The sequence below is a fragment of the [Clostridium] aerotolerans DSM 5434 genome (genome assembly GCF_000687555.1).
GTDB lineage: Bacteria > Bacillota > Clostridia > Lachnospirales > Lachnospiraceae > Lacrimispora > Lacrimispora aerotolerans.
The window spans coordinates 63,220-83,992 of sequence record NZ_JHWJ01000001.1; the positions used below are offsets into that span (position 1 = coordinate 63,220).

19 protein-coding genes are annotated in these 20,773 nt (G+C 38.5%); 14 read left to right on the top strand and 5 right to left on the bottom strand.

Annotation, left to right across the window (positions count from 1 at the left end; translation table 11 throughout):
• Window positions 1–238 precede the first annotated feature (238 nt).
• A complete protein-coding gene (locus tag T546_RS0100340; protein WP_026889908.1) occupies window positions 239–2,176 on the top strand; it encodes an oxidoreductase in 1,938 nt (645 codons plus the stop codon).
• Between the two features lie 64 nt (window positions 2,177–2,240).
• Complete coding sequence (locus tag T546_RS0100345) at window positions 2,241–3,182, top strand: NmrA family NAD(P)-binding protein (protein WP_026889909.1); 942 nt, start codon at window positions 2,241–2,243, stop codon at window positions 3,180–3,182.
• A 66-nt stretch (window positions 3,183–3,248) separates the two neighbouring features.
• On the opposite strand, the gene T546_RS26280 is transcribed toward T546_RS0100345, so the two are convergent.
• Complete coding sequence (locus T546_RS26280) at window positions 3,249–3,482, bottom strand: amidohydrolase family protein (protein ID WP_242842162.1); 234 nt, start codon at window positions 3,480–3,482, stop codon at window positions 3,249–3,251.
• Window positions 3,483–3,788: 306 nt separating this feature from the next.
• On the opposite strand from T546_RS26280, the gene T546_RS0100350 reads away from it, so the two are divergent.
• The 4 genes from T546_RS0100350 (at window position 3,789) to T546_RS0100365 (ending at window position 7,083) form a co-directional block, all read left to right on the top strand.
• Window positions 3,789–4,484 (top strand): response regulator transcription factor, encoded by a 696-nt coding sequence (locus T546_RS0100350; RefSeq protein WP_026889910.1) that lies wholly within the window; start codon window positions 3,789–3,791, stop codon window positions 4,482–4,484.
• Between the two features lie 4 nt (window positions 4,485–4,488).
• Window positions 4,489–5,358 (top strand): sensor histidine kinase, encoded by an 870-nt coding sequence (locus tag T546_RS22480; protein WP_051629486.1) that lies wholly within the window; start codon window positions 4,489–4,491, stop codon window positions 5,356–5,358.
• A gap of 109 nt (window positions 5,359–5,467) precedes the next feature.
• Window positions 5,468–6,394 (top strand): ATP-binding cassette domain-containing protein, encoded by a 927-nt coding sequence (locus T546_RS0100360; protein ID WP_026889911.1) that lies wholly within the window; start codon window positions 5,468–5,470, stop codon window positions 6,392–6,394.
• On the top strand, window positions 6,382–7,083 hold the full coding sequence (locus T546_RS0100365; protein WP_026889912.1) for a hypothetical protein: 702 nt from the start codon (window positions 6,382–6,384) through the stop codon (window positions 7,081–7,083). The genes T546_RS0100360 and T546_RS0100365 overlap by 13 nt, the downstream gene beginning before the upstream one ends.
• A 278-nt stretch (window positions 7,084–7,361) precedes the next feature.
• Here the strand turns inward: T546_RS0100365 and T546_RS22485 are convergent, their stop codons facing one another.
• Entirely contained in the window at window positions 7,362–7,805 is a 444-nt protein-coding gene (locus T546_RS22485) for a MerR family transcriptional regulator (RefSeq protein WP_026889913.1), read from the bottom strand.
• 276 nt (window positions 7,806–8,081) lie between these two features.
• Here T546_RS22485 and T546_RS0100375 point away from each other — a divergent pair, with 276 nt between their 5' ends.
• On the top strand, window positions 8,082–9,017 hold the full coding sequence (locus tag T546_RS0100375) for an oxidoreductase (protein WP_242842163.1): 936 nt from the start codon (window positions 8,082–8,084) through the stop codon (window positions 9,015–9,017).
• Window positions 9,018–9,293: 276 nt separating this feature from the next.
• On the opposite strand, the gene T546_RS0100380 is transcribed toward T546_RS0100375, so the two are convergent.
• Together T546_RS0100380 and T546_RS0100385 are read right to left on the bottom strand one after the other, a co-directional pair.
• Entirely contained in the window at window positions 9,294–10,496 is a 1,203-nt protein-coding gene (locus T546_RS0100380; RefSeq protein WP_207641299.1) for an alpha/beta hydrolase, read from the bottom strand.
• The gene (locus T546_RS0100385) at window positions 10,465–11,124 is read right to left on the bottom strand and encodes a TetR/AcrR family transcriptional regulator (protein ID WP_026889916.1); all 660 of its coding nucleotides are present in this window, start codon (window positions 11,122–11,124) and stop codon (window positions 10,465–10,467) included. The genes T546_RS0100380 and T546_RS0100385 overlap by 32 nt, the downstream gene beginning before the upstream one ends.
• A 480-nt stretch (window positions 11,125–11,604) precedes the next feature.
• Between T546_RS0100385 and T546_RS0100390 the strand changes: the two genes are divergently transcribed.
• The 6 genes from T546_RS0100390 to T546_RS0100415 all read left to right on the top strand — a co-directional run bounded on the left by T546_RS0100390 (window position 11,605) and on the right by T546_RS0100415 (window position 18,763).
• Window positions 11,605–12,528 (top strand): alpha/beta hydrolase, encoded by a 924-nt coding sequence (locus T546_RS0100390; protein WP_026889917.1) that lies wholly within the window; start codon window positions 11,605–11,607, stop codon window positions 12,526–12,528.
• A gap of 82 nt (window positions 12,529–12,610) precedes the next feature.
• On the top strand, window positions 12,611–12,970 hold the full coding sequence (locus tag T546_RS0100395) for a cupin domain-containing protein (RefSeq protein WP_026889918.1): 360 nt from the start codon (window positions 12,611–12,613) through the stop codon (window positions 12,968–12,970).
• A 428-nt stretch (window positions 12,971–13,398) separates the two neighbouring features.
• Entirely contained in the window at window positions 13,399–14,199 is an 801-nt protein-coding gene (locus T546_RS0100400) for a MurR/RpiR family transcriptional regulator (RefSeq protein WP_026889919.1), read from the top strand.
• A 160-nt stretch (window positions 14,200–14,359) separates the two neighbouring features.
• Window positions 14,360–16,234, top strand: coding sequence for a beta-glucoside-specific PTS transporter subunit IIABC (locus T546_RS0100405; protein ID WP_026889920.1), 1,875 nt, complete (start codon window positions 14,360–14,362; stop codon window positions 16,232–16,234).
• A 1-nt stretch (window position 16,235) separates the two neighbouring features.
• The gene (locus T546_RS0100410) at window positions 16,236–17,714 is read left to right on the top strand and encodes a glycoside hydrolase family 1 protein (protein ID WP_026889921.1); all 1,479 of its coding nucleotides are present in this window, start codon (window positions 16,236–16,238) and stop codon (window positions 17,712–17,714) included.
• 101 nt (window positions 17,715–17,815) lie between these two features.
• Window positions 17,816–18,763 carry an NAD(P)-dependent oxidoreductase gene (locus T546_RS0100415; RefSeq protein WP_026889922.1) on the top strand — a complete coding sequence of 316 codons (948 nt, stop codon included), beginning with the start codon at window positions 17,816–17,818 and terminating at the stop codon, window positions 18,761–18,763.
• Between the two features lie 105 nt (window positions 18,764–18,868).
• Here the strand turns inward: T546_RS0100415 and T546_RS0100420 are convergent, their stop codons facing one another.
• The gene (locus T546_RS0100420) at window positions 18,869–20,212 is read right to left on the bottom strand and encodes an aminotransferase-like domain-containing protein (protein WP_026889923.1); all 1,344 of its coding nucleotides are present in this window, start codon (window positions 20,210–20,212) and stop codon (window positions 18,869–18,871) included.
• Between the two features lie 134 nt (window positions 20,213–20,346).
• Here T546_RS0100420 and T546_RS0100425 point away from each other — a divergent pair, with 134 nt between their 5' ends.
• On the top strand, window positions 20,347–20,757 hold the full coding sequence (locus T546_RS0100425; RefSeq protein ID WP_026889924.1) for a GNAT family N-acetyltransferase: 411 nt from the start codon (window positions 20,347–20,349) through the stop codon (window positions 20,755–20,757).
• Window positions 20,758–20,773 lie beyond the last annotated feature (16 nt).

Here is a 20,773-nt window from a genome sequence, read left to right on the forward strand (position 1 = left end):
ATATTCCGTTGAGCTTCATTTTTCAATAGCCCTGTTATTGCATTTTGTTGTTACTTAATTGGTTTTAATTGTTGGACAGCAAATCAATCTTTTGATATTGTTAAAATATAAACGAAGTTCCGGCGCGTATATACAAACAATTGAAATAAATGTGTGCAGTTGATCTGTGTACACTACGTACTCCATAAATAGGTGAAAGCTGAAATTAATCTATGGCACCAAACAAAAAGGAGATAGTATGAAAACTGATTATAAACATGTGTTGGAGCCCATTCAGATAGGGCCAATGAAATTAAAAAACAGAATTTCATTTACGCCTGTATGGCCAAGCTTTGCAACAGCAGATGGCCAAGTAAATCAAGCGCTCATCGAATGGGTCAGAGAAATCATTTCAGGTGGATGTGCCTGTATTAATATTGGATGTGGCACGGTAAACAGAGATTTACCTGCATTTATTACACATTTGCTGAGAATGGGTGAAGAATCTGTCGTGAATGAGTTATCTATGTTATGTGATATGACCCATATGTATAACTGCAAAATAGGAATGGAATTATTTGCTATTAACTTAGAAGCGGGTGGCTTTGAAAATCGTGACAAAAATGCAGCGAAACCTGTTGTTGAAATCGACCCGACTTATCTTACAAAACAACAGATAAAGGATTATATCGAAGATTTTGCCAATGCTGCTGAAAGAGCAATGCGCTGTGGATTTGACAGCTTAGTGATCCATGGTGCACATGGACAATTACCAGGATGTTTTTTATCAAAGCTAATCAATGAAAGAACAGATGAGTATGGTACACAGTCTATGGAAAACAGAGCTCGTTTTACCAATGAATTACTGGAGGCGATACGAGCAAAAATTGGAAATAAGATGGCAATTGAGTATCGAATCAATGCAAATGATATGATTGAAGGTTCACCAACTTTAGAGGAAGTCATTGAATTTGCGCAGTCTATTTCTGACAAAATTGATTTACTTCATGTTTCAAGAGGTATGCACTCAATTCAAAGATTAGCACCATATATTAATCAGCCGATTTATTTTGATCATGGTATTAATCTTGAAGATGCGGCAAAAATAAAGGCGGCAGTAAATATCCCGGTAACTGTAGTTGGATCTGTCACTTTAGAACAAGCAGAGGAAGGGATTAAGGCCGGTAAAATTGATATGGTTTCTATGGCAAGAGGGCTAATGGCAGATCCCTGTATGGTGAAAAATGCAAAATATGGAGAGCCTGAGAAAACACGCCCATGTATTCGATGTAATAACTGCATTCATAAAACCCATTATCAGCTTGCACCAGTACGATGCACTGTAAATGCTGAAATGGGAATGGAAACATTGTATCTGCCTATTAAAGAACCAAAAAAACTAAAAAGAGTAGCGATTATCGGCGGCGGTGCAGCAGGGTTAGAGGCAGCAAGAACGGCAGCTTCCCGAGGACATCAAGTAGTCATTTACGAAAAAAGCGGTTGCCTTGGAGGCGTCTTGAATATGGCAGGAGCAGCTGAATTTAAAAAAGACATTAAAAGCTACTGTGAATGGTCAGTCCGTGCAGTACAATCCATGGATGGGATTGAAATCAAATTGGGAGTGGAAGCAACACCTGATATGGTAAAAGCAGAAGGCTACGACACAGTGCTGGTATCGATAGGAGCAGCCCCCGTTATACCGGCGTTTGTTCATGAGGATGAACGTTGTTTTTGGGTGGGTGATGTAGAAAATGGAATAGCCCAGACCGGTCATGAAGTATTAATTATTGGTGCAGGGTTAACCGGTTGTGAAGCAGCTCTTGCGCAAAGCAGACAGGGTAAATCTGTTACCTTAGTTGATATGATTTCAACAGAGCAGTTCGGATCGGGAGGAGCAACATTTAACCAGATCGCCATTATTAATATGTTAAAAGAGGCCGGTGTAAAAATGCTTGGCGGACTAAAAATGTTAAAGACGGATGAGAATGGTGCCGTATTTGAAAATGAAGCAGGTGAAAAAGTAATCATAGCTTGTGACAGTATGGTAGTTTCCTTTGGCGTTCTGGCAAATGATGAATTAGTTGGTGCGTATCATGATGCCGCTGTAGATGTGGTCGCTATCGGCGATTGCAATACACGACAGGGCACATTATATAATGCAGTCCATACAGGGCATGAAGCAGGATATATGATATAGTACAAGAAATAAGGAATCAAAACTTTAACATAATAATATGGAAAACAGGAAAGGAGCAAACATTATGGGAAAATTATTATTGACAGGTGTTGACGGTAACTTAGGGAGTCAGGCAGCAAAATACTTGCTGGAGATAGAAGGCAAGGATCAATTGATTTTCTGTGGTTATAACCAGGATGCGTTAAAGGAGTATGAAAATCTGGGAGTAGAAACAAGAGTTACTAATTTTAATGTTTCAGAAGGTCTTTTAAAAGCATTTGAAGGTGCCGATAAGTTAGCATTGATTTCAATGCCATTTGTAGGTAAAAAGAGACAGGCTGCTCACAAAAACGTAATTGATGCTGCAAAAGAAGCAGGGGTAAAGCAGATTATATATACTTCTCTTGTCAATGCAGCGGATGAGATGAACCCAAGCGTTGAAAAAATTGACCACGCTTACACTGAAAAGTATATTGAAGAACAGGGACTTGATTATATTTTCCTTCGTAATTCCCAATATGCAGAGGCGATGGTGACAAATTATTTTACTTTTGCAAAAATTGATGGCGTTATGAAGAACAGCCAGGGAGACGGAAAGATGGCCTATATTTCCCGTAAGGACTGTGCAATGGCAATTGCATATGCTCTTGTATCAAAGAATTACCATCAGGCTGTTCTGAATATAAATGGACCGGAACTTATGACCATATCAGAATTTGTTTCCATCGGAAATGAAGTAACCGGAAATAATGTCCGTTATGAAGAAGTAACGGATGAAGAAAATTATGCTATCTTCGATGCAATGGGAGTTCCAAGGACAACGGATGGTGAGTTTCAGAAAGGCTCCGAAGCTCCATTCTCATCAGAAGGGATGGTTACGTTTGCACAGGCAATCAGACTTAATAAGATGGCAGAATTTACGGATGACTTCTATAAGCTTACCGGAAAGAAACCAAGGACAGTAAAATATATGTTTGAACATTTCGATGATTTCCAAATTGGGGAACGTCATTCTCTGGATGTTTAATCTATAGATTGTCTATCAGGACAGCTTTTTTATAACGAATTTTGTATATCCTCCATTTATCCGCTGTTACAAATTGTTATATACAACGTTGCCATCTACCAATGTTAGGCAGACCCTTGCTTCCCGGATTTCTTCAAGTGGTGTCGTAAACAAATTGTGGCTGAGTACAGTGATATCTGCAAGCTTACCGGCCTCAAGTGTCCCAAGGCGGTCTTCGAAGCCGAGAGTATATTGGCCACCAAAACTCCTCTGACCCCGTTTTTTGCTCTTCCACGGAAGACATCGAGTGTAATCAGACAAATGTCTATTAAAAAGGCATTTGGTAAGAAATAAGAGATAGTTTATCTCAGTTGTGAGAGCCCTTGATATAAGCCGCAGGCATGAATGCTTGTGGCTTAATTTACATCTTATAGGGACTTTTTTTATTGTTTACTTTACAGATATAAATTGAATTGGTCATATGAACGAAATAGCAGATTTTTTTATCACATTTGAAAAATCCCATAGAATCAGTTATTATAAACATGGAAACAATAGATTTATTTACACAGAATACTTTTATTTTTCTGATATTATTCTATACTTGCCAGGGAGGAAAATGGAAAGATGAAAATATTATTGGTAGAAGACGACAAGGAAATCAGTGAGATGTTAATAGATTTTCTTCAGATGGAGGGCTTTGAAGTCCAAAGCTCTTTTGATGGAGAGCAGGCAGTAAAAACATTTTTCAGCGGTTCTTATGACTTGGTGATTTTGGATCTAATGCTGCCCAAAATCAGCGGGTTGGAGGTCATGAAACGGATCAGAAAGGAAAGTGTGGTTCCTATTATCATTCTGTCTGCCAAGGATACGGAATCGGATAAGATTTTTGGATTGGGGCTGGGAGCAGATGATTATATCACAAAACCCTTTTCTCTTACGGAGGTACTTGCCAGAGTAAAGGCAAACTTAAGGCGTACCACCCAGTATTCTTCGGGAGGGGAGACTACCTCTGTTTGTCTTGGGCTGGGAGACTTGGAAATGAATCTGGAAAGTCATACGGTGCACAAAAACGGGCTGGCAGTGGACTTAACAGCTAAGGAATATGAAATCCTTCGTCTGCTTCTTTCCAATCCGAAAAAGGTTTATACCAAGGCACAGCTTTATTCTTTCATATGGCAGGATGATTATTTGGGTGATGAAAATGCCGTCAATGTTCATATCAGCCGTCTTCGCACAAAGATTGAGGACGATCCCAGGAAGCCACAGTATATTCTAACCGTTTGGGGAATCGGATACAAGCTGGGAAGTCCAAAGGAGTGAATGCATGTCTCTATTAAATAGAAATACTTTAAAGCAAATTCAAAATATTGCTGATGAACTGGAACGCATTCTAGATGAAGAAACAGATGAAAAAGTGATGTCATTTACCGAAGATAAGGAAATCAAATATCTTTTGGAACAAATCAACCGCACGCTGGAAGACAGGCAAAATGCAATTGCCGATTATCGCAGATCAGAATTAAATACCAAACGAATGCTATCTAATATTTCTCATGATTTGAAGACGCCCCTGACTGTTATCATCGGTTATTTGGAAATGCTTTTGATGCAGGAGACGCTTGAAAAGGACATGGTAAAAAAAGTTTCTCATAAGGCGAATGAATTAAAGGAACAGATTGACCGTTTTTTTACACTGGCAAAGCTGGAAGCCGGGGATACGGTACTGACTATGTCCAAGATAAACTTAAATGAATTTTGCCGGGAAACCATTGTTGATTTTTATAATATCTTAACGGAGAAAGAATTTGAAGTGAATATAAATATTTCTGATCCCCCTATTTTCGTCTATGCAGATCGGGAAGCATTGGGACGTATTCTTAATAATCTGATCAGCAATGCAGTCCGCTATGGAGATGCAGGGCATTATCTGGGACTGACCCTTCGTAGGGAGGATAATTTTGCATTTGTGGATGTCATTGATCATGGGAAGGGGATTGCGTATTCGGAAATTCCTCGTGTATTTGACCGTCTCTATACGTTAGAAGATTCCCGGAACCGGGAAATACAGGGCAATGGATTAGGTCTTACTATAGCAAAAAATCTGGCAGAAAAAATCAATGGCACACTGACTTTAAAAAGTATCCAGAATGAAGAAACTGTATTTACCTTAAAACTCCAGCAGTTCAATTTTTAAAAAATCTTTGAATTGTAATTTTCTTGCGCGAAAGAAATTCGTAAGATTTATTCAAGAGTTTTGAAGAAATCATATGCTAGAATTTTGGATATGGAAAGGAAGTGACAAAATGCAGACAATTTTAACAACGGATCATTTAAACAAGCAAATAGGTGCAGAAACCATTGTATCTGATTTGAATATGCATATTGCCAAAGGAGAGATTTATGGCTTTCTTGGGCCAAACGGCGCAGGAAAAACAACGGTGATGAAAATGATCACCAACCAGTGGAAACCGACTTCAGGAGATATCGTTTTATTTGGTGAAAGACTGCTCCCTGATTCGTATTCATTTTTAAAACGCATGGGCAGCATGATTGAATTTCCGGTATTTTACAATGAACTGACGGCGGAAGAGAATTTAGAGTTGCACTGCGAATACATGGGGTATTACAGCCCCGATAGTGTAAAAAAAGCATTGTCCCTGCTGTCTCTTTCGGATACCAGAGGAAAAAAAGTGAAGGAATTTTCTTTGGGAATGAAGCAGCGATTGGGTATTGCAAGAGCCGTTCTTACAAAGCCAGAATTTTTGGTGTTGGACGAACCGACAAATGGTCTTGACCCGGCAGGTATGAAACAGCTCCGTGATTTATTCCTGATGCTGTGCAGAGAGTATGGAATGACCATTCTTATTTCCAGCCATTTGATTTCTGAAATTGAGAGCATTGCAAACACCATTGGAATTATTCATAAAGGCAGGTTGGTAAGAGAAATTTCTATGAAAGAGATTTCGGAAAAGGGACTTGAGTATCTTGAGATTAAAACGCCGGAAACAGCAAAAGCAGCTTATATTTTTACAGATCGTCTTAATATTTCAAACTTTAAAGTGTTAAATGACAATCATATCAGAGTCTATGCAAAGCAAGCTACGTCCCAGGAGATTATGAAGGCTTTAACGGAAAATCAGATTGAAATTCAGGGCTTCCATACTCATTCAGAGTCCTTGGAAGAGTATTTTCTGAAAGTCACAGGAGGTGAGAGCGAATGTGGAAATTAATTCGGCTGGAATGGAAGAAGAACCATACGAAAAAATATATTATAAATCAGGCAATTGTAATTGCAGTCCTTGCACTTCTTTTATTTGCCATGTGCTATTACATTCCCATTGATACGGAATCAGGAATGCCGGATTCCGTACCGGAGATAGAGAATATGGCATTGCAAATTGATTTGCTTACTAATCTCTCGTTTTTGATTTTTACTTCAGTCATGCTGTCTTCCTTTATTATTAATGCATATAAAAATAAAACTCAGAGCCTTATGTTTAGCTATCCCATCTCCAGGAAAAAGATAATTCTATCTCAAATGATGGCAGTATGGATTTTTTGTGTGGCAGCTCTTTCCCTTGGAAAACTGTTCATTTATCTGCTCTTGGCTTTGGCCTCCGGGGTAAAGGCCGGTTTTCCACTGGGCTATGATATGGCAAGTGTAAGTTTTTATATACAGATCATCGTAAAGGCGATTATTACGGTGACCATGGGCTTTATTCCTTTGTATATAGGGAAAAGGATGAAGTCATCGAAGGCAGTTATTATTTCTTCATTTTTATTATTTTCTGTTATGAATGGGAACATAGGAGACTTGACTCTAAGGCAAAATATGATTCTTCCGGTCTTGTTATTTGGTGTTTCTCTCATTTGCGGATATCTGACAGTGCATAACGTTGAAAAAGAAGATGTGATGTAAATCACTGTACGAAGCTATGTCTCATTTGATTAAAAAATTTCTACCGATAATTACAGCCATAAGTCTAAAACCTTATGGCTGTTCTTTTTACCACAATATGTCATCATTATCATTGCTTCAACATGTGTTGATGCTGTCACTTGGGTTCTTGTAAAGCACCAAGACAGCCCAATTCTGATTAACTAAATACAAGGATACAGCTCATCGACCGGTTGCTATTGGTCGTCTTTCTACTGTAAAAATATAAGAAATAAATAATTTAACACTTAGACACTACACTAAGTGTTTAACTGCTTATTTATGTCATTACTATCCTTTTGTTTATTCTCCAACATATATTTTAATGGATCATAGCCGGCCTGTGGATTAGCAATATAGGAATCATAAAAACCTATTTTTAAATTAACAATCGTCAGATTCTTTTTCAGATCATCTATCTGCCTAAGGATTGACTTACGGTGATCAACCATTATCTGTCTACGTGCCGGGGAGGTTCCTTCGCCCTGCATGCATAAATCGATATATTGCTTAATTTCCTTGACTTGCATTCCGGTATTTTTAAGACAGCAAATCAGCTTTATCATATCAAGGTCTCCTTCACTGAACTGCCGGTTTCCGGTGCTGTTTCGGGTGACAAAGGGAAGAAGTCCTTCTTTATCATAAAAGCGGATGGTATAAACGGAAATATCACATATTTTTGCAATTTCATTAATCGTATACACGGCTAACATCTCCTTTGAAAGTTTTTTTAATATGTGCTTGACTTCGATAGAACTCGAACTGGTACTATTAGTATAAAGTACAATATAAAAACTTTCAAGACTATTAATGTCGTTGTTCCAGATGGAATTACCTGGGAAGGATATTTAAAGTTTAACCGTGTAGATTTAATGGAAGGAGAACTGGGGCATTACGCAGGAGCTTGTATCATTATATCGGTATAAAATTTAGATAATAAATAATAATTCTTAGAAAACTATAAAATAAAAGGAGCGTTAATGATGGCAGAAAATAGGAAGAGAAATTGGACCTCAGCAGATATTCCTTCGCAAAAAGGTCGTTCGGTTGTTATTACAGGAACCGGTGGGATTGGCTATGAAACAGCATTGGCGATGACTAGGGCGGGAGCTGAAGTTATTATGGCGGGACGAAATAGAGATAAGGGTGACGAAGCCATAAAAAAAATTAAAAAATTGATTCCAGCTGGAGATATACGTTTTGAAAAACTGGATCTGGCGGATCTGGCTTCGATAGAAGCATTTGGCGAACGGATAAGGGCACAACGCAAAAGTCTGGATATATTAATCAACAATGCAGCAGTAATGAATCCACCTCTGCGTAAAATTACAATAGATGGATTTGAGCTTCAAATGGGCACAAATTATCTTGGACATTTTGCATTAACAGCACAATTGCTTCCTCTTTTACAGAAAGGAAATAATCCTCGGGTGGTCACTTTGAGTAGTTTAGCTCATCTTCAGGGTGCTATAAACTTCGATGATTTACAATCGGAGCAAAACTACAAACCAATGGTAAGCTATTCACAGTCAAAGCTCGCGTGCTTAATGTTTGCATTTGAACTACAACGGCGAAGTGATGCAGCCGGCTGGGGAATCAGCAGCATGGGTGCACATCCAGGGATATCAAGAACAGAACTGATTCCCAATGGAGCTGGAAAGAACAGCCCTGCGGGTATCTTTCGTAGGCTATTTGGACCGATTTTATTTCAACCGGCTGCTCATGGAGCGTGGCCTTCCCTTTATGCGGCAACCGCAAAAGAGGCAAAGGGCGGAACATATTACGGTCCTTCCAGAATGAGCGAGGTAAGAGGGTATCCAACAATAGCAAAAAATGCACCTTTGGCAAAGGATGCTGCAGTTGCTTCAAAGCTTTGGGAAGTATCTGAAAAGCTTACAAACGTAAGGTTTGTTTAATACTTACAATATACATTGAAATTATAGCTTTGAATATTTAACAAACAATTAACCACTAAATGACTATACTAAGGCACCCTACGCTAAGCTTCGTAGAGTGCCTTGTTTTTATAGTCTGATATTACCCGAATATGAATGGTTGAAAACAAGACACGTTGAGACACACAGGGGCTGACTCCTTTGGGAAAATCAATGTAAAAATTGAATTCCTTCTGCTGTGTATGGGCTAAAACATCAATAAATTACATTCAAAATTAAGCGGGAAAAACTTCGAAGTCACTTGCTGCTGGTCTTCTGGACCAAGTTCACGCCATCGTATACCAGACTTTCCACACTTGCAGCCTTCTGCAATATGTAATGATCAAAAAAGCTCCTCGTATAGTCTGTAACAAGATGTCGCATCTCCATAGAATCTCGATCGCCTCTGAATGCCTCATTAACACAGGTAAACACGATGTCGCAGTAATCTAAATGTGCAGCACGATCGACGGAAAAGTAATAGGTCTCCATGCTATTGTTAGAGCCAATGATTGCATTCATGTTATAGTTAGGTTCAGAAAACAGTAGTAAGAAGGGTTTGTTAAGATCGCTGTCAAGAAGGCCGAATGCACCGCTATCCAAGCCAATTCCGCAGATGAATCGGTAGTCGTCCCGGCAAACAATTGCCGTTGTAGGACCTCCATAAGAATGCCCGATTATGCCCATGCCGATGTCTAGAAGCAATCTGCCATGAAAGATGGAATTAAGCTTTCCAGAGTCCAGTTTGTAAAGATAATCTGCTACATGCCTTATATCTTCTGCCTGCAATTCACTATACTCTGTTAACTTGGCAAGTATTGGCAGTGTAAGTACATTTCGGCACATCTCAAGGGCAGTTTTATCGTCAGGCTGCATCTCCATTTTACCAGCTAGCACCTGCATCCCCGGATCTTCCGAAAACGCCATAATCACATCCGAAAACCCCTTTGATACATTGAACAGGCGACCATCTTTACGCTTATACATGGTGCTATTCTGATGGCCGATGCTTACCACAACATACCCCAGGCTTGCCAGGTCTGTACAGATCACGGTACCCCATTCTGGAGAACCGCCTCCGCCACAAACATAGAATATCACTGGATAGCGCTTTTCTTTCTCGGAGAGAGCAAGATCGTCGTAACACTGAGTCTTGATATCGATAGAGAAAACATCCTTCAAGACAGTGATAAGTGGTTGCTCATGAAACATCTCGTAGACTTCAGGAAACATGTATGTTGATGTAATCTTACCTTCGTTACTGTCGGACGGATAATATACAAACGCCGTCAGTTCTCTTTTTGTGTGATCTGATGCCGTATAGTCAAAATCCATCTGGGTTCGGCCGACCGTATAGCTGCCAACTGGTCTTGGAAATGCGTCATAAGTTTTCATTTGCTTGTTCCTCCTTATCTTCCATAAATCATATTTACTCCTTGGCTTTCTCAAGGTCCCTGACAATTTTTGAATATTTATTATCTTCAAGTAGCCCATGACCCATAAAATCAGTAAAATACTTGCCAATCTTATTCTGCAGCTCAGGATCCTTAATATCGAATTCCCTAAAAAACATGACTAAATTAAACTGCATAGACTCAAACATAAAAGAAATCAGGTCATCGTCAATATTAGGTCTAAGATATCCATCAATCCTCATTCGGCGTAAAATGTCCTTGATTAAGGGGAATGACTCGCCCTTTAGTACATTGAGATATACTTTAAGCAAAATGTGCTCAGGAATGTGTAAAAAAGTTTCGATGAGTTTGATTTCCAACTCGTTCAGTGGCTCGGTCACAGTATCATCAACGTTACCAAATAAGCCGGTAAGGAAAAACTGGAAAAGGGAATCTTTATTACTGTTATTAAAATACGTAGCCCTTTTCTTAGTTACATTACGTATTAAGAGGCAATAAAGGTCATCTTTGTCCTCAAAATATCGATAAAATGTTCCTGGGTGCATGGACAAACTATCCAAAACCATTTTCATAGTAATATCCTCGTAAAGATTATCAACAAAAAGCTGCATGGCGCTATTCGATATTTCCTCGCGCCTTGATTCGTTTAAACGAAAGAAAGTATTTTTTGGCATAGGGCGCTCCTTATGTTATAGTGTGAATGTATTCACACTATAACAATAATAAATTCACGTGTCAAGTGGGAGTGAAAGATTAATATCATTACAAAAGATTAAAACCATAGCATAGAACATTTCCACCATTATCTTTCCAGGTATCATATAAACGAAATTGTATCTGGCAAAACGGATATCAGAACTAAGGTAAGATCGTTTTACGACAAAAGGAGTACTGATTATACTAAATTTGAGAGTAAACTATTCCTTTTTGGTATTTCTCATCTTAGTAGACAAAGGTAAAAACAAAATCCTGTTTACTGAAATGGGAGTGTTTTATTTGTAAAAATCTCTGGCTTTTTTGAAGATGAACGTATATGATTTAAGAAGGAATAGATGATTTTTGAAATGCTGGAAAGCATAAAGCGGAAGGGGGATTAGGAAGGACAGGAGCAAGAGGAATGATAATGAAAATAAATGCTAAGGAGTGTGTATAAAATGGAAGTAAAGAAATGGACTTACGACGAATTCCCCAATTTTACTGAGGAAGTGGAAGGTGCTGAACGGTTAAAAACAACAGGGAATGAAATTGGAGTAGCTTTTCATCATGATGTAAAATACGCAGAAGTGAATGGAATTACACTACACCTGCAGATTCTGAGACCATTTACTAGAAATGAACCCGATAAAGTATATCCATGTATCGTATATGTGCAGGGATCTGCGTGGATGAAACAGGATGTATATGGTTCTTGTGCCTTACTTTCAAAACTGGCGGCAAAAGGGTATGTGATTGCAGTTGTTCAGTACAGACATTCGGGCATTGCGGCATTTCCGGCTCAGGTTCAGGATGCAAGGAATGCAATTCGGTATATTCGTGTACACGCAGGCGATTATTCTATAGATCAGGACAATATATTTGTTGGCGGAAGCTCCTCCGGTGGTCAGGTGGCTATGTTCTGCGGAATCGTAAAAGAAGGTGATGAAATGGACGCAACGCTTTATCCAGGAGTATCGGCAGAAGTAAAAGGGATTCTGGATTATTATGGCGCTGTCAGTATGCTGGAGGAAGATGGGTTCCCATCAACTTTAAATCATCATCTTCCGGACAGCCCTGAGGGAATGGTTATGGGACACGTTAATTTAAGAGAAAGACCGGAGCTTCGAGAAAAAGCAACGGTAGAGTGTTATATTACAAATAAGCTTGAAATAGCACCTGTTATCATATTACATGGGACGAAGGATCGTACTGTCAACGTATCCCAAAGTGTGAGTCTTTATCGGAAATTAAACGCTTGCGGTAAAAATGCCAGGCTGTATTTACTTGATGGAGCAGATCATGGAGGAGCAGAATTCTGGACGGAAGAAGTTTGCAATATAGTTGATGATTTTATTAAAACTATTTTGCATGTAAGCAACTAGTAGGAACGCAGACACTTTAATATCAAAAGCAGATAAATGTTTGTATCAGGCAAACATACTTACGTAAGATTGGAGACGAAAAATGGAAAAAGTTAATGTTTATGAAAAGTTAAGTACATTCAGTGATTATTGGAGTCCTAAGATTGTTGGTGAAATGAGTGATTGGCATGTAAAGCTGGTAAAGCTGAAAGGTGAATTTTTATGGCATTTACATGAAAATGAGGATGAAATGTTCATGGTTATTAAGGGAAGATTGGTAATTAAGCTTCGTACGGAAGACATTGTCTTAAACGAGGGCGAATTATTTATTATACCAAAAGGAACAGAGCATATGCCGGTTGCTGAGGATGAAGTACACGTTATGCTCATTGAACCAAAAACGACATTGAATACGGGGAACGTTAAAAACGAAAGGACGAAGGAGCACTTGGAAGAAATATAAGAAAGAAGGATCAGCTTAGAGCGGAAATTGATTATCGCGTGAATCTGAAGTCAGAATTAATTGTGGTAGATTTGCACGCTAAGATGGATAGACTCATTGAGCAGCAAGATAAAATCTGCGCCAGGCTGGAAGCGTTAGAGATAAAAAAGTAAGAAGGAATTAAACCCAATGAAACACAACAGTAACAACATTAAAAGCCGCCAGCGATGACGGCTTTTTGAAATATCGCACCCATTGTCGTAAATTTGAACTTTAATAACTCCACTTGTCATGCAGTCTTTCAAGCCATGAATGCTATAAAGGTATAAACTAATGGTGAAACCCATGAATTACCCGTTTCAAATATATCGTATAAAAAAGATAAATTTCTCCTTGACGAAATAAAGTAATATGGTAGAATAATTTCAGCAAAATTTCAGGAGGCGTATATGGGAATTTTATTAAATCGTTTATTAATCATATTAAATGACAGTGATTTAAAATCAACAGATTATCATATTGCGTTTACCTTATTATCCAATTTTTATTCCATCAATGAGATGACCATAGGAGAGGTGGCTGACTTATGCTCAGTTTCTAAGTCCACCATATCAAAGTTTATAAGAAAGCTTCATTTTGAAGATTATTCGGATTTTAAAGCGGCTGCCCCATTTGTGGAAAACCGGAGCGGATTCAAACTAAATTATAATCGGAATATTGCGGAATATATTGAGCAGAATAATATGGATTCCTATATTGACAGTATTTTAGCTGATATTTCCTCCTGTAAAAAAAATATTGATATGGAAAAGGTCAAGGAATTAGCTGGATATCTGGTCAGCTACAAAAAAGTAGCAAGCTTTGGTTTGCTGTTTTCTCAGCTTGGAGCGATGGATCTGCAGACAAAGCTTGCGTATAATGGTAAGTTTATCGTTACAAACTTAAGTGATGTTAAGCAGGATGATTACATTAATAATGCTGGAGATGATACTCTGATTATCATATACTCTAATTCTGGTTCGTACATTCAGCGGTACATGCTCTCGGAATTTCAGACTAAAAAAGATTATTCTAAAATAAAAGCAAAGATTGTTTTAATCACCGGAAATGCCAGGATGCAAAATCACCCCGATGTGGACCTGTGCATCCAATTTACCCATAATTCTACCGTTCAGACCCACTCTATCATCTATCCTTTGATCAACGATATCATTATAACGGAATATAGAAAACTGACAAGAAAGAGATAAGCTGACGGATCAGGTCGCTTATTTTTTTTATTATTTAATGCAGAGTTTCCAAAAATCGAACTTTTAAAATCGAAGCAAAAAATGTGTTATGATTCGATTACAAACAAAGATACCTTGGCCAGGGGAGACAGACAGTAAGACGTGAGGAGGGATATTTATTATGCCTAAAAAGAATTATGATGATTTAGCAAAACAGATTGTAGCCCTTGTAGGTGGAGTAGATAACATCAACGATTTAACGCATTGCGTTACAAGACTTAGATTTAAGTTAAAAGATAATGAAAAAGCGGACCAGAAAGCATTAAAGGGTCTGGATGGCGTTTTATCTGTGGTGATCGGAAATGGACAGTTCCAGGTGGTTGTAGGAAATGCGGTAGAAGATATTTATAATAAGATCTTACAGCATCATCCCATCAAAACGGATAAAGGAATGGAAGCTAATGAGGGAAAAAGCGGTAATCCGTTGACCAGAGCTTTAAATACAATGGCAGCTATTGTAAATCCCATTGTAATTGCCCTGGCTGGTGCCGGTATGATAAAAGCTTTGTTGGTCATTTTGACGACCACTCTGGGAGTGTTAGATAATACTGGAAGCACTTATATGATTCTATCCGCGGCAGGAAACAGCGTATTTTATTTTCTACCGTTGTTCTTAGCATTTTCTTCTGCTAAGGCATTTAATTGTAACCCTTATATTTCAATGGCAATTGTGGGAGCACTTATGGAACCCAATTTTACCGGGCTCATGAAAAATGCCGGTGACGTATCTTCTTTTATAGGGATCCCTGTGGTACTTATGAAATACTCCGGTACCCTGGTTCCAGCCATTGTAGCAGTATTGGTATATTCTAAGCTTGAGAAGCTTTTAAAGAAATTTATTCCTAAGAGCATTGAGTTATTTGCACTGTCCTTTGCAGCACTCATCATTATGGTACCTCTTTCAGTAATCGTGATAGGGCCAATTGGTGTATACCTCGCTAATGGAATCGGAGATTTTGTAAATCTAATGAGCACTCAGAACGGACTTCTGACCGGACTGATTATCGGAGGCGGCTGGACCTTACTGGTTATGATTGGAATCCATTGGGGAGTGGCTCCGATTATGATCAATAATATATCCACCTATGGATATGATTTTATACGTCCCATGGTAGCGGCAGCAACCTTTGGCAGTGCAGGAGCTGCATTTGGTGTATTCCTAAAGGCCAAAAAGAAAGAAACGAAGGCCTTCGCTCTGTCTGCGGTGATTCCTGCTTTGCTAGGCGGTGTAACAGAACCGATCGTATACGGTATTTCTTTAAAATACAAAAAGCCATTTATCGCCCAGATCATCGGTGGCGCGATAGCAGGTGCATTTATGGGTGCCATGCATACAAAAGCATTTGTCTATGTATTCCCGGCGCTGACAACGCTTCCCGCCTTCTTTGGAGATACCTTTATCTATTATGTAATCGGTATTATTCTGGCATTTGCAGTTACGGCAGTCATAACTTATATTCTTGGTATTGATGAGTCTGGAGATGAAGGGAAAGCAGAGAAGGCAGTGCCCGTTTCTCCTTCTTCCGTAACGAAGCAGAATGAGTTTTCAATTGGAGCATTTGCCGAAGGAAATGTTGTTGCATTAGAAGACGTAAAGGATGAAGTGTTTGCTTCCGGTACCATGGGAAGAGGTGTTGCGATTCTTCCGGATAAGGGGATTTTATATGCCCCGGCAGATGGAGAAATTGCCGCAGTATTTGATACAGGCCACGCTATTGGTATGATATCAGATCAGGGATCAGAAATCTTACTTCATATTGGAATTAACACGGTAGAAATGAAGGGGAGAGGATTTCATGTTCTGACCGCAATGGGAAAGCGTGTAAAACGCGGGGATGTACTGGTGGAGTTTGATTTAGATGAAATTAAAAGAGCAGGCTATGATACCACGACTTTATTATTGCTCACCAATTCAGGGGATTTTAAAGATATAGACCTTGCATTATCTGGTCATGTAACACAAAAGGATGATTTACTTAACGTCAGGAGGATATAAAATGCAGAAAACTGTTTTTCCAGAAGGATTTTTATGGGGAGGTGCTACCGCCGCAAACCAGTGCGAGGGAGCCTGGAATGAAGACGGTAAAGGAATGTCCGTGGCAGACTGCAGTATATATAAGAGGAATGTGGATCCCAGTGATTATAAGGCACAGCATGCAATATCCAGTAAAGATATAGAGGAAGCGATGGTCTATCAGGGAACTGCAAGGTATCCGAAACGTCATGGAATTGATTTTTACCATAGGTATATAGAGGATTTAGACCTTTTTCAGGAAATGGGATTCAAATGTCTCAGAGTATCCATACAGTGGACAAGAATTTACCCAAACGGGACGGAAGAAACTCCAAATGAGAGCGGTTTAAAGCATTATGAAAATCTGTTCCGGGAAATGCAAAAGAGAGGGATTGAGCCTTTGGTGACCCTACATCATTATGAGATGCCTCTTTATTTGTCCAACCATTATGATGGCTGGTATCAAAGAGAAGTGATAGACTTGTTTTTGAAGTTTTGTAAAACCGTATATCAAAGATACAACGGTTTGGTAAAATATTGGCTGACATTTAATGAAATAGACAGCATGTTCCGTCACCCATTTACAACAGCCGGCTTGGTGGAAGACCGTTATCCCAAAGAAAAATGGGAGGAAATCGTATATCAGGCAGTTCACAATCAGTTCGTGGCCAGTGCTCTGGCAACAAAGTATCTTCATGAGATGATACCGGGTGCTCAGATGGGATGTATGATTACCAGAACTCTCACATACCCTGAAAACTGCCACCCCCAGAATATATTGCTTGCCTTAAAGGAAAATAGAAAGAATTATTACTATTCAGACGTACAGGTAAGGGGAGAATACCCAAGTCATATAAAGAAGGAATGGGAACGTAAAAAAATACAGGTTGAGTTCGGAGAAGAGGACGAAAAAATCCTGAAGGATTATCCCGTTGATTTTGTTTCATTCAGCTATTATATGAGCCGTGTTTCCACCATTGATGACAAGGATAAGGAGCAGGTCAGCGGAAATCTCACCAGTGGAGTGAAGAATCCCTATCTGGAAATTACAGAATGGAACTGGCAGATCGATCCGACCGGATTATGCACTTCTTTAATTGAACTGTATGACAGATATCAAAAACCTTTGTTCATTGTTGAGAATGGATTAGGGAATAAGGACCAGATTGAAGCCGACGGAAGCATACAGGATGATTACCGGATTCAATATTATAAGGACCATATCCAGGCCATTGCAGATGCCATTGAAGAAGGGGTGGAAGTTATGGGATACACCCCCTGGGGCTGTATTGATCTGGTGAGCATGTCAACCTGCCAGATGTCAAAACGGTACGGATTTATCTATGTGGATCTTGATGATGAGGGAAATGGTTCCTATGAAAGAAGGAAAAAGAAATCGTTCGAATGGTATAAGAGGGTGATAGCCACCAATGGAAGTGATTTTAAGATACATGAAAAGTAAAACGGATAGCAGAAGTGAATGAAGATTGCTTGACTATATGAGGAGTAATAATTATACTGAATTTGAGAGTAAACTTATAAAGCTTGAAAGGTGGTTTAGTGATGAAAATTCTTATAGTTGGCTATTTCACTGAGACTTCAAAAGTAAATATAATTAGGAATTTTCCAGAAGAATGGAACGTTGTAATTGTTCCGCCTGGGGAGGAAATGCTGCATCATATAGCAGATTGCCAGGTAATCATACCAGAACATGTTAAAATTGACTTCAATCTACTTTCTAAAGCTAAAAAATTAAAATTAGTGCAGACAGGTGCAGGTTATGATAATGTTGACATCGATGCCTGTACGAAGCTCGGTATTTGGGCGGCCAATGCTTCAGGGGTGAATGCTCAGGCAGTGGCCGAGCACGTAATGGCATTCATTTTGTCTTATTATAAAAACATCCTATTCCTTGATATTTTCATGAAAAACAAGATAGATCAAGATCAACTTTATTATACGGGAAGTGAGTTAAATGGCAAAACAATTGGAATTATCGGGTATGGCGCCATTGGTAAAAAAGTAGCCCGGTTTTGTAAGGCATTTGATATGAATGTGCTGGTCCATACAAGAAATGCTGCAGTGCAGTCTGATGGGGTAATTCAAGTAGTAAATTTCGATGATCTTGTAAGCCAATCAGATATCGTAACGGTACACTCATCCTTGAACCCGCAAAGCCAAAAGCTAATGAATAAAGAGGTATTCAAAAAGATGAAGAATACCGCGTTATTTATCAATACAGCCCGTGGTGGAATCGTAGATGAAGGGGATTTAATAGAGGCGTTAAAAAACAAAGATATCTCTGGTGCATGCCTTGATGTGTTTGAAAAGGAACCCCTTCCCATTGACAGTGAACTCCGTAATCTAAGTAATGTAATACTTACGCCTCATACAGCAGGCATGCCTGACGGTATCAAATTCCATAAAAAGAGATATGATTTCTTTATAAGTAATATTAAATGTATAGAAAATGGGGAAGAACCAGAAAGTAAGCTGAACCAATTGATATAGTTCTGACTCAATAGAAATATTTTGACGAGTATATTATATAGAAAGATTTCTGGTCTGGGCCAGAAGTCTTTCTATGCCTCAATAACCCTTCTTTCGTGGGATTTATTAAAAAATTTGTTCCACGATCTTTAAAATACCATCTTCAATATATTCCTTCTCCACATTTGAAATATTAAGTTTTAAAATAGAGTCTTTTTCATGAAAGGAACTCAGATAATTATTATCTGCTCCATCAACAAGAATTGATTGATTCTTTAGTCGATGTATCACCTTTTCACACGATATCTGCTCCCCCAATTCAATATAAGTATGGAAAGCAATATTTTTGATAGGAGTATACGAAAAGTTACTTGGATACTTCTTTTTTTGTTCGCGTTCCAATGCTGATATTAAGCAGTTTGTCCTTGAATCATAGGTCGCCTTCATTTTTTCTTTATGCCGTTCAAACATGCCGTTTTTAATATAGATTTCTAATGCAGCCTGTGAAAGCATAGAACTGTCGATATCAAGAATTCGTTTGTACTGACTGAATATCTCAATCAGTGTATCAGGGATAACGGCAATGCCAATTCTTAATCCAGGAAAGATGATTTTAGAAAAACTCTTTAAATAGATAACATGGGTAAAATCATCGTAGGAATAGATTGGGTCAGCCTTTGAATTTTGTTCAAAATCAGCTAAGTAATCATCTTCAACAATGAATACATGATATCTTTGTGCCAGTTCTAAAATTTTCTTTTTCTCTTCCTGCGTGTAGGAGGTCCCAAGAGGATTATGATATCTTGGCATCGTATAAAAAAATTTGATATCTTCTTCTTTAAATATTCTTTCTAATTCTGCTAAATCAATTCCTTTGCCGGTTCTCTTAATTCCAAGTACTGGTACTTTCAGTACTTCTAAAGATTCGATGAATAAATGATAACCTGGTTGCTCGATTAATATGGTTTTTCTATTATTTGGGAAAGGTATTACCGCCAGGATGGATAAAGCCTGCTGAATTCCAGAGGTTATAAAAATACTGTGATTCTTGGCAAAGACCTGATAATTGGTTAACTGTTTTTGGACCACATCGATTAGAGAGGGCAGTCCCCTGGGAGTACCATAGATAAACAAATCATTCTTATAGATGTCAATTGCCTGATTGATGCAGTGTTGAAAATCTAAATACGGAAACACCGCAGGGTCAGGAGAAGAAGAGGAAAAATTGAGTACCAGCTTCTTATCTTGACTTGATTCGGTTTTTGATGTTACAACATAATATCCGCTTTTGGGTAGGGAATAGATGATATGTTTCCGTTCCAATTCAGCAAGTGCACGAATTACCGTACTTTTATTGCAGTGATAGGAGGCGGATAAGCTGCGGATGGAAGGCATTTTATCACCTTGCCTATAATTACCGCTTTTTATCATGCTTTCAAGTTCATTTAATAATGATAAATATTTATACATGGCACACACCTCCATTTCTGTACCGGTACAGATTGACTTTGTTTACATTGTAACATGGTACGGTATCAATTAAAATAGAAATATGAAAACTATAAACTTAAAAGCAAATGGATCGTAGATGGAGGAACAAGGAAATGAAGATAAATTACGAAAAACCGAAAGCAGAAGATTACGTTAGCTTAAGACTTCGTTCTGGAATGGGGAATAAAGATTTGGAAAGAAGCAAAATTGCAATATCAAATTCTTTGTTTACCGTATCTCTTTACGAAAAAGAAGAATTAATAGGATTTGGTAGGATTGTTGGTGATGGAGGAATTACTTACGTGGTAAGTGACATAATGGTAGATGAAAACTATAGAAGAAAAGGTTTTGCAAATCAAATAATGAAGGAAATCAATGACTACTTTGAAAAAAATACGTTTGAAGACAGTTATATCTGTTTGATAGCCAACAGTCCCGCTGATTTATTATACCATAAATATCAGTTTGAATACTTGCCGTCAAATAAATATGGCATGCTGCGTGAACAAAGCACAGTAAAATAAAATTATGAGGGTGATA

Coding starts and splice junctions, on each gene's coding strand:
- T546_RS0100400 (WP_026889919.1), top strand. CDS start 13,399: ATGGGAATTTTATTAAATCGTTTATTAATCATATTAAATGACAGTGAT.
- T546_RS0100350 (WP_026889910.1), top strand. CDS start 3,789: ATGAAAATATTATTGGTAGAAGACGACAAGGAAATCAGTGAGATGTTA.
- T546_RS0100395 (WP_026889918.1), top strand. CDS start 12,611: ATGGAAAAAGTTAATGTTTATGAAAAGTTAAGTACATTCAGTGATTAT.
- T546_RS0100405 (WP_026889920.1), top strand. CDS start 14,360: ATGCCTAAAAAGAATTATGATGATTTAGCAAAACAGATTGTAGCCCTT.
- T546_RS0100340 (WP_026889908.1), top strand. CDS start 239: ATGAAAACTGATTATAAACATGTGTTGGAGCCCATTCAGATAGGGCCA.
- T546_RS0100425 (WP_026889924.1), top strand. CDS start 20,347: ATGAAGATAAATTACGAAAAACCGAAAGCAGAAGATTACGTTAGCTTA.
- T546_RS0100390 (WP_026889917.1), top strand. CDS start 11,605: ATGGAAGTAAAGAAATGGACTTACGACGAATTCCCCAATTTTACTGAG.
- T546_RS22480 (WP_051629486.1), top strand. CDS start 4,489: ATGTCTCTATTAAATAGAAATACTTTAAAGCAAATTCAAAATATTGCT.
- T546_RS0100345 (WP_026889909.1), top strand. CDS start 2,241: ATGGGAAAATTATTATTGACAGGTGTTGACGGTAACTTAGGGAGTCAG.
- T546_RS0100375 (WP_242842163.1), top strand. CDS start 8,082: ATGATGGCAGAAAATAGGAAGAGAAATTGGACCTCAGCAGATATTCCT.
- T546_RS0100360 (WP_026889911.1), top strand. CDS start 5,468: ATGCAGACAATTTTAACAACGGATCATTTAAACAAGCAAATAGGTGCA.
- T546_RS0100410 (WP_026889921.1), top strand. CDS start 16,236: ATGCAGAAAACTGTTTTTCCAGAAGGATTTTTATGGGGAGGTGCTACC.
- T546_RS0100385 (WP_026889916.1), bottom strand. CDS start 11,124: ATGCCAAAAAATACTTTCTTTCGTTTAAACGAATCAAGGCGCGAGGAA.
- T546_RS0100420 (WP_026889923.1), bottom strand. CDS start 20,212: ATGTATAAATATTTATCATTATTAAATGAACTTGAAAGCATGATAAAA.
- T546_RS0100415 (WP_026889922.1), top strand. CDS start 17,816: ATGAAAATTCTTATAGTTGGCTATTTCACTGAGACTTCAAAAGTAAAT.
- T546_RS0100365 (WP_026889912.1), top strand. CDS start 6,382: ATGTGGAAATTAATTCGGCTGGAATGGAAGAAGAACCATACGAAAAAA.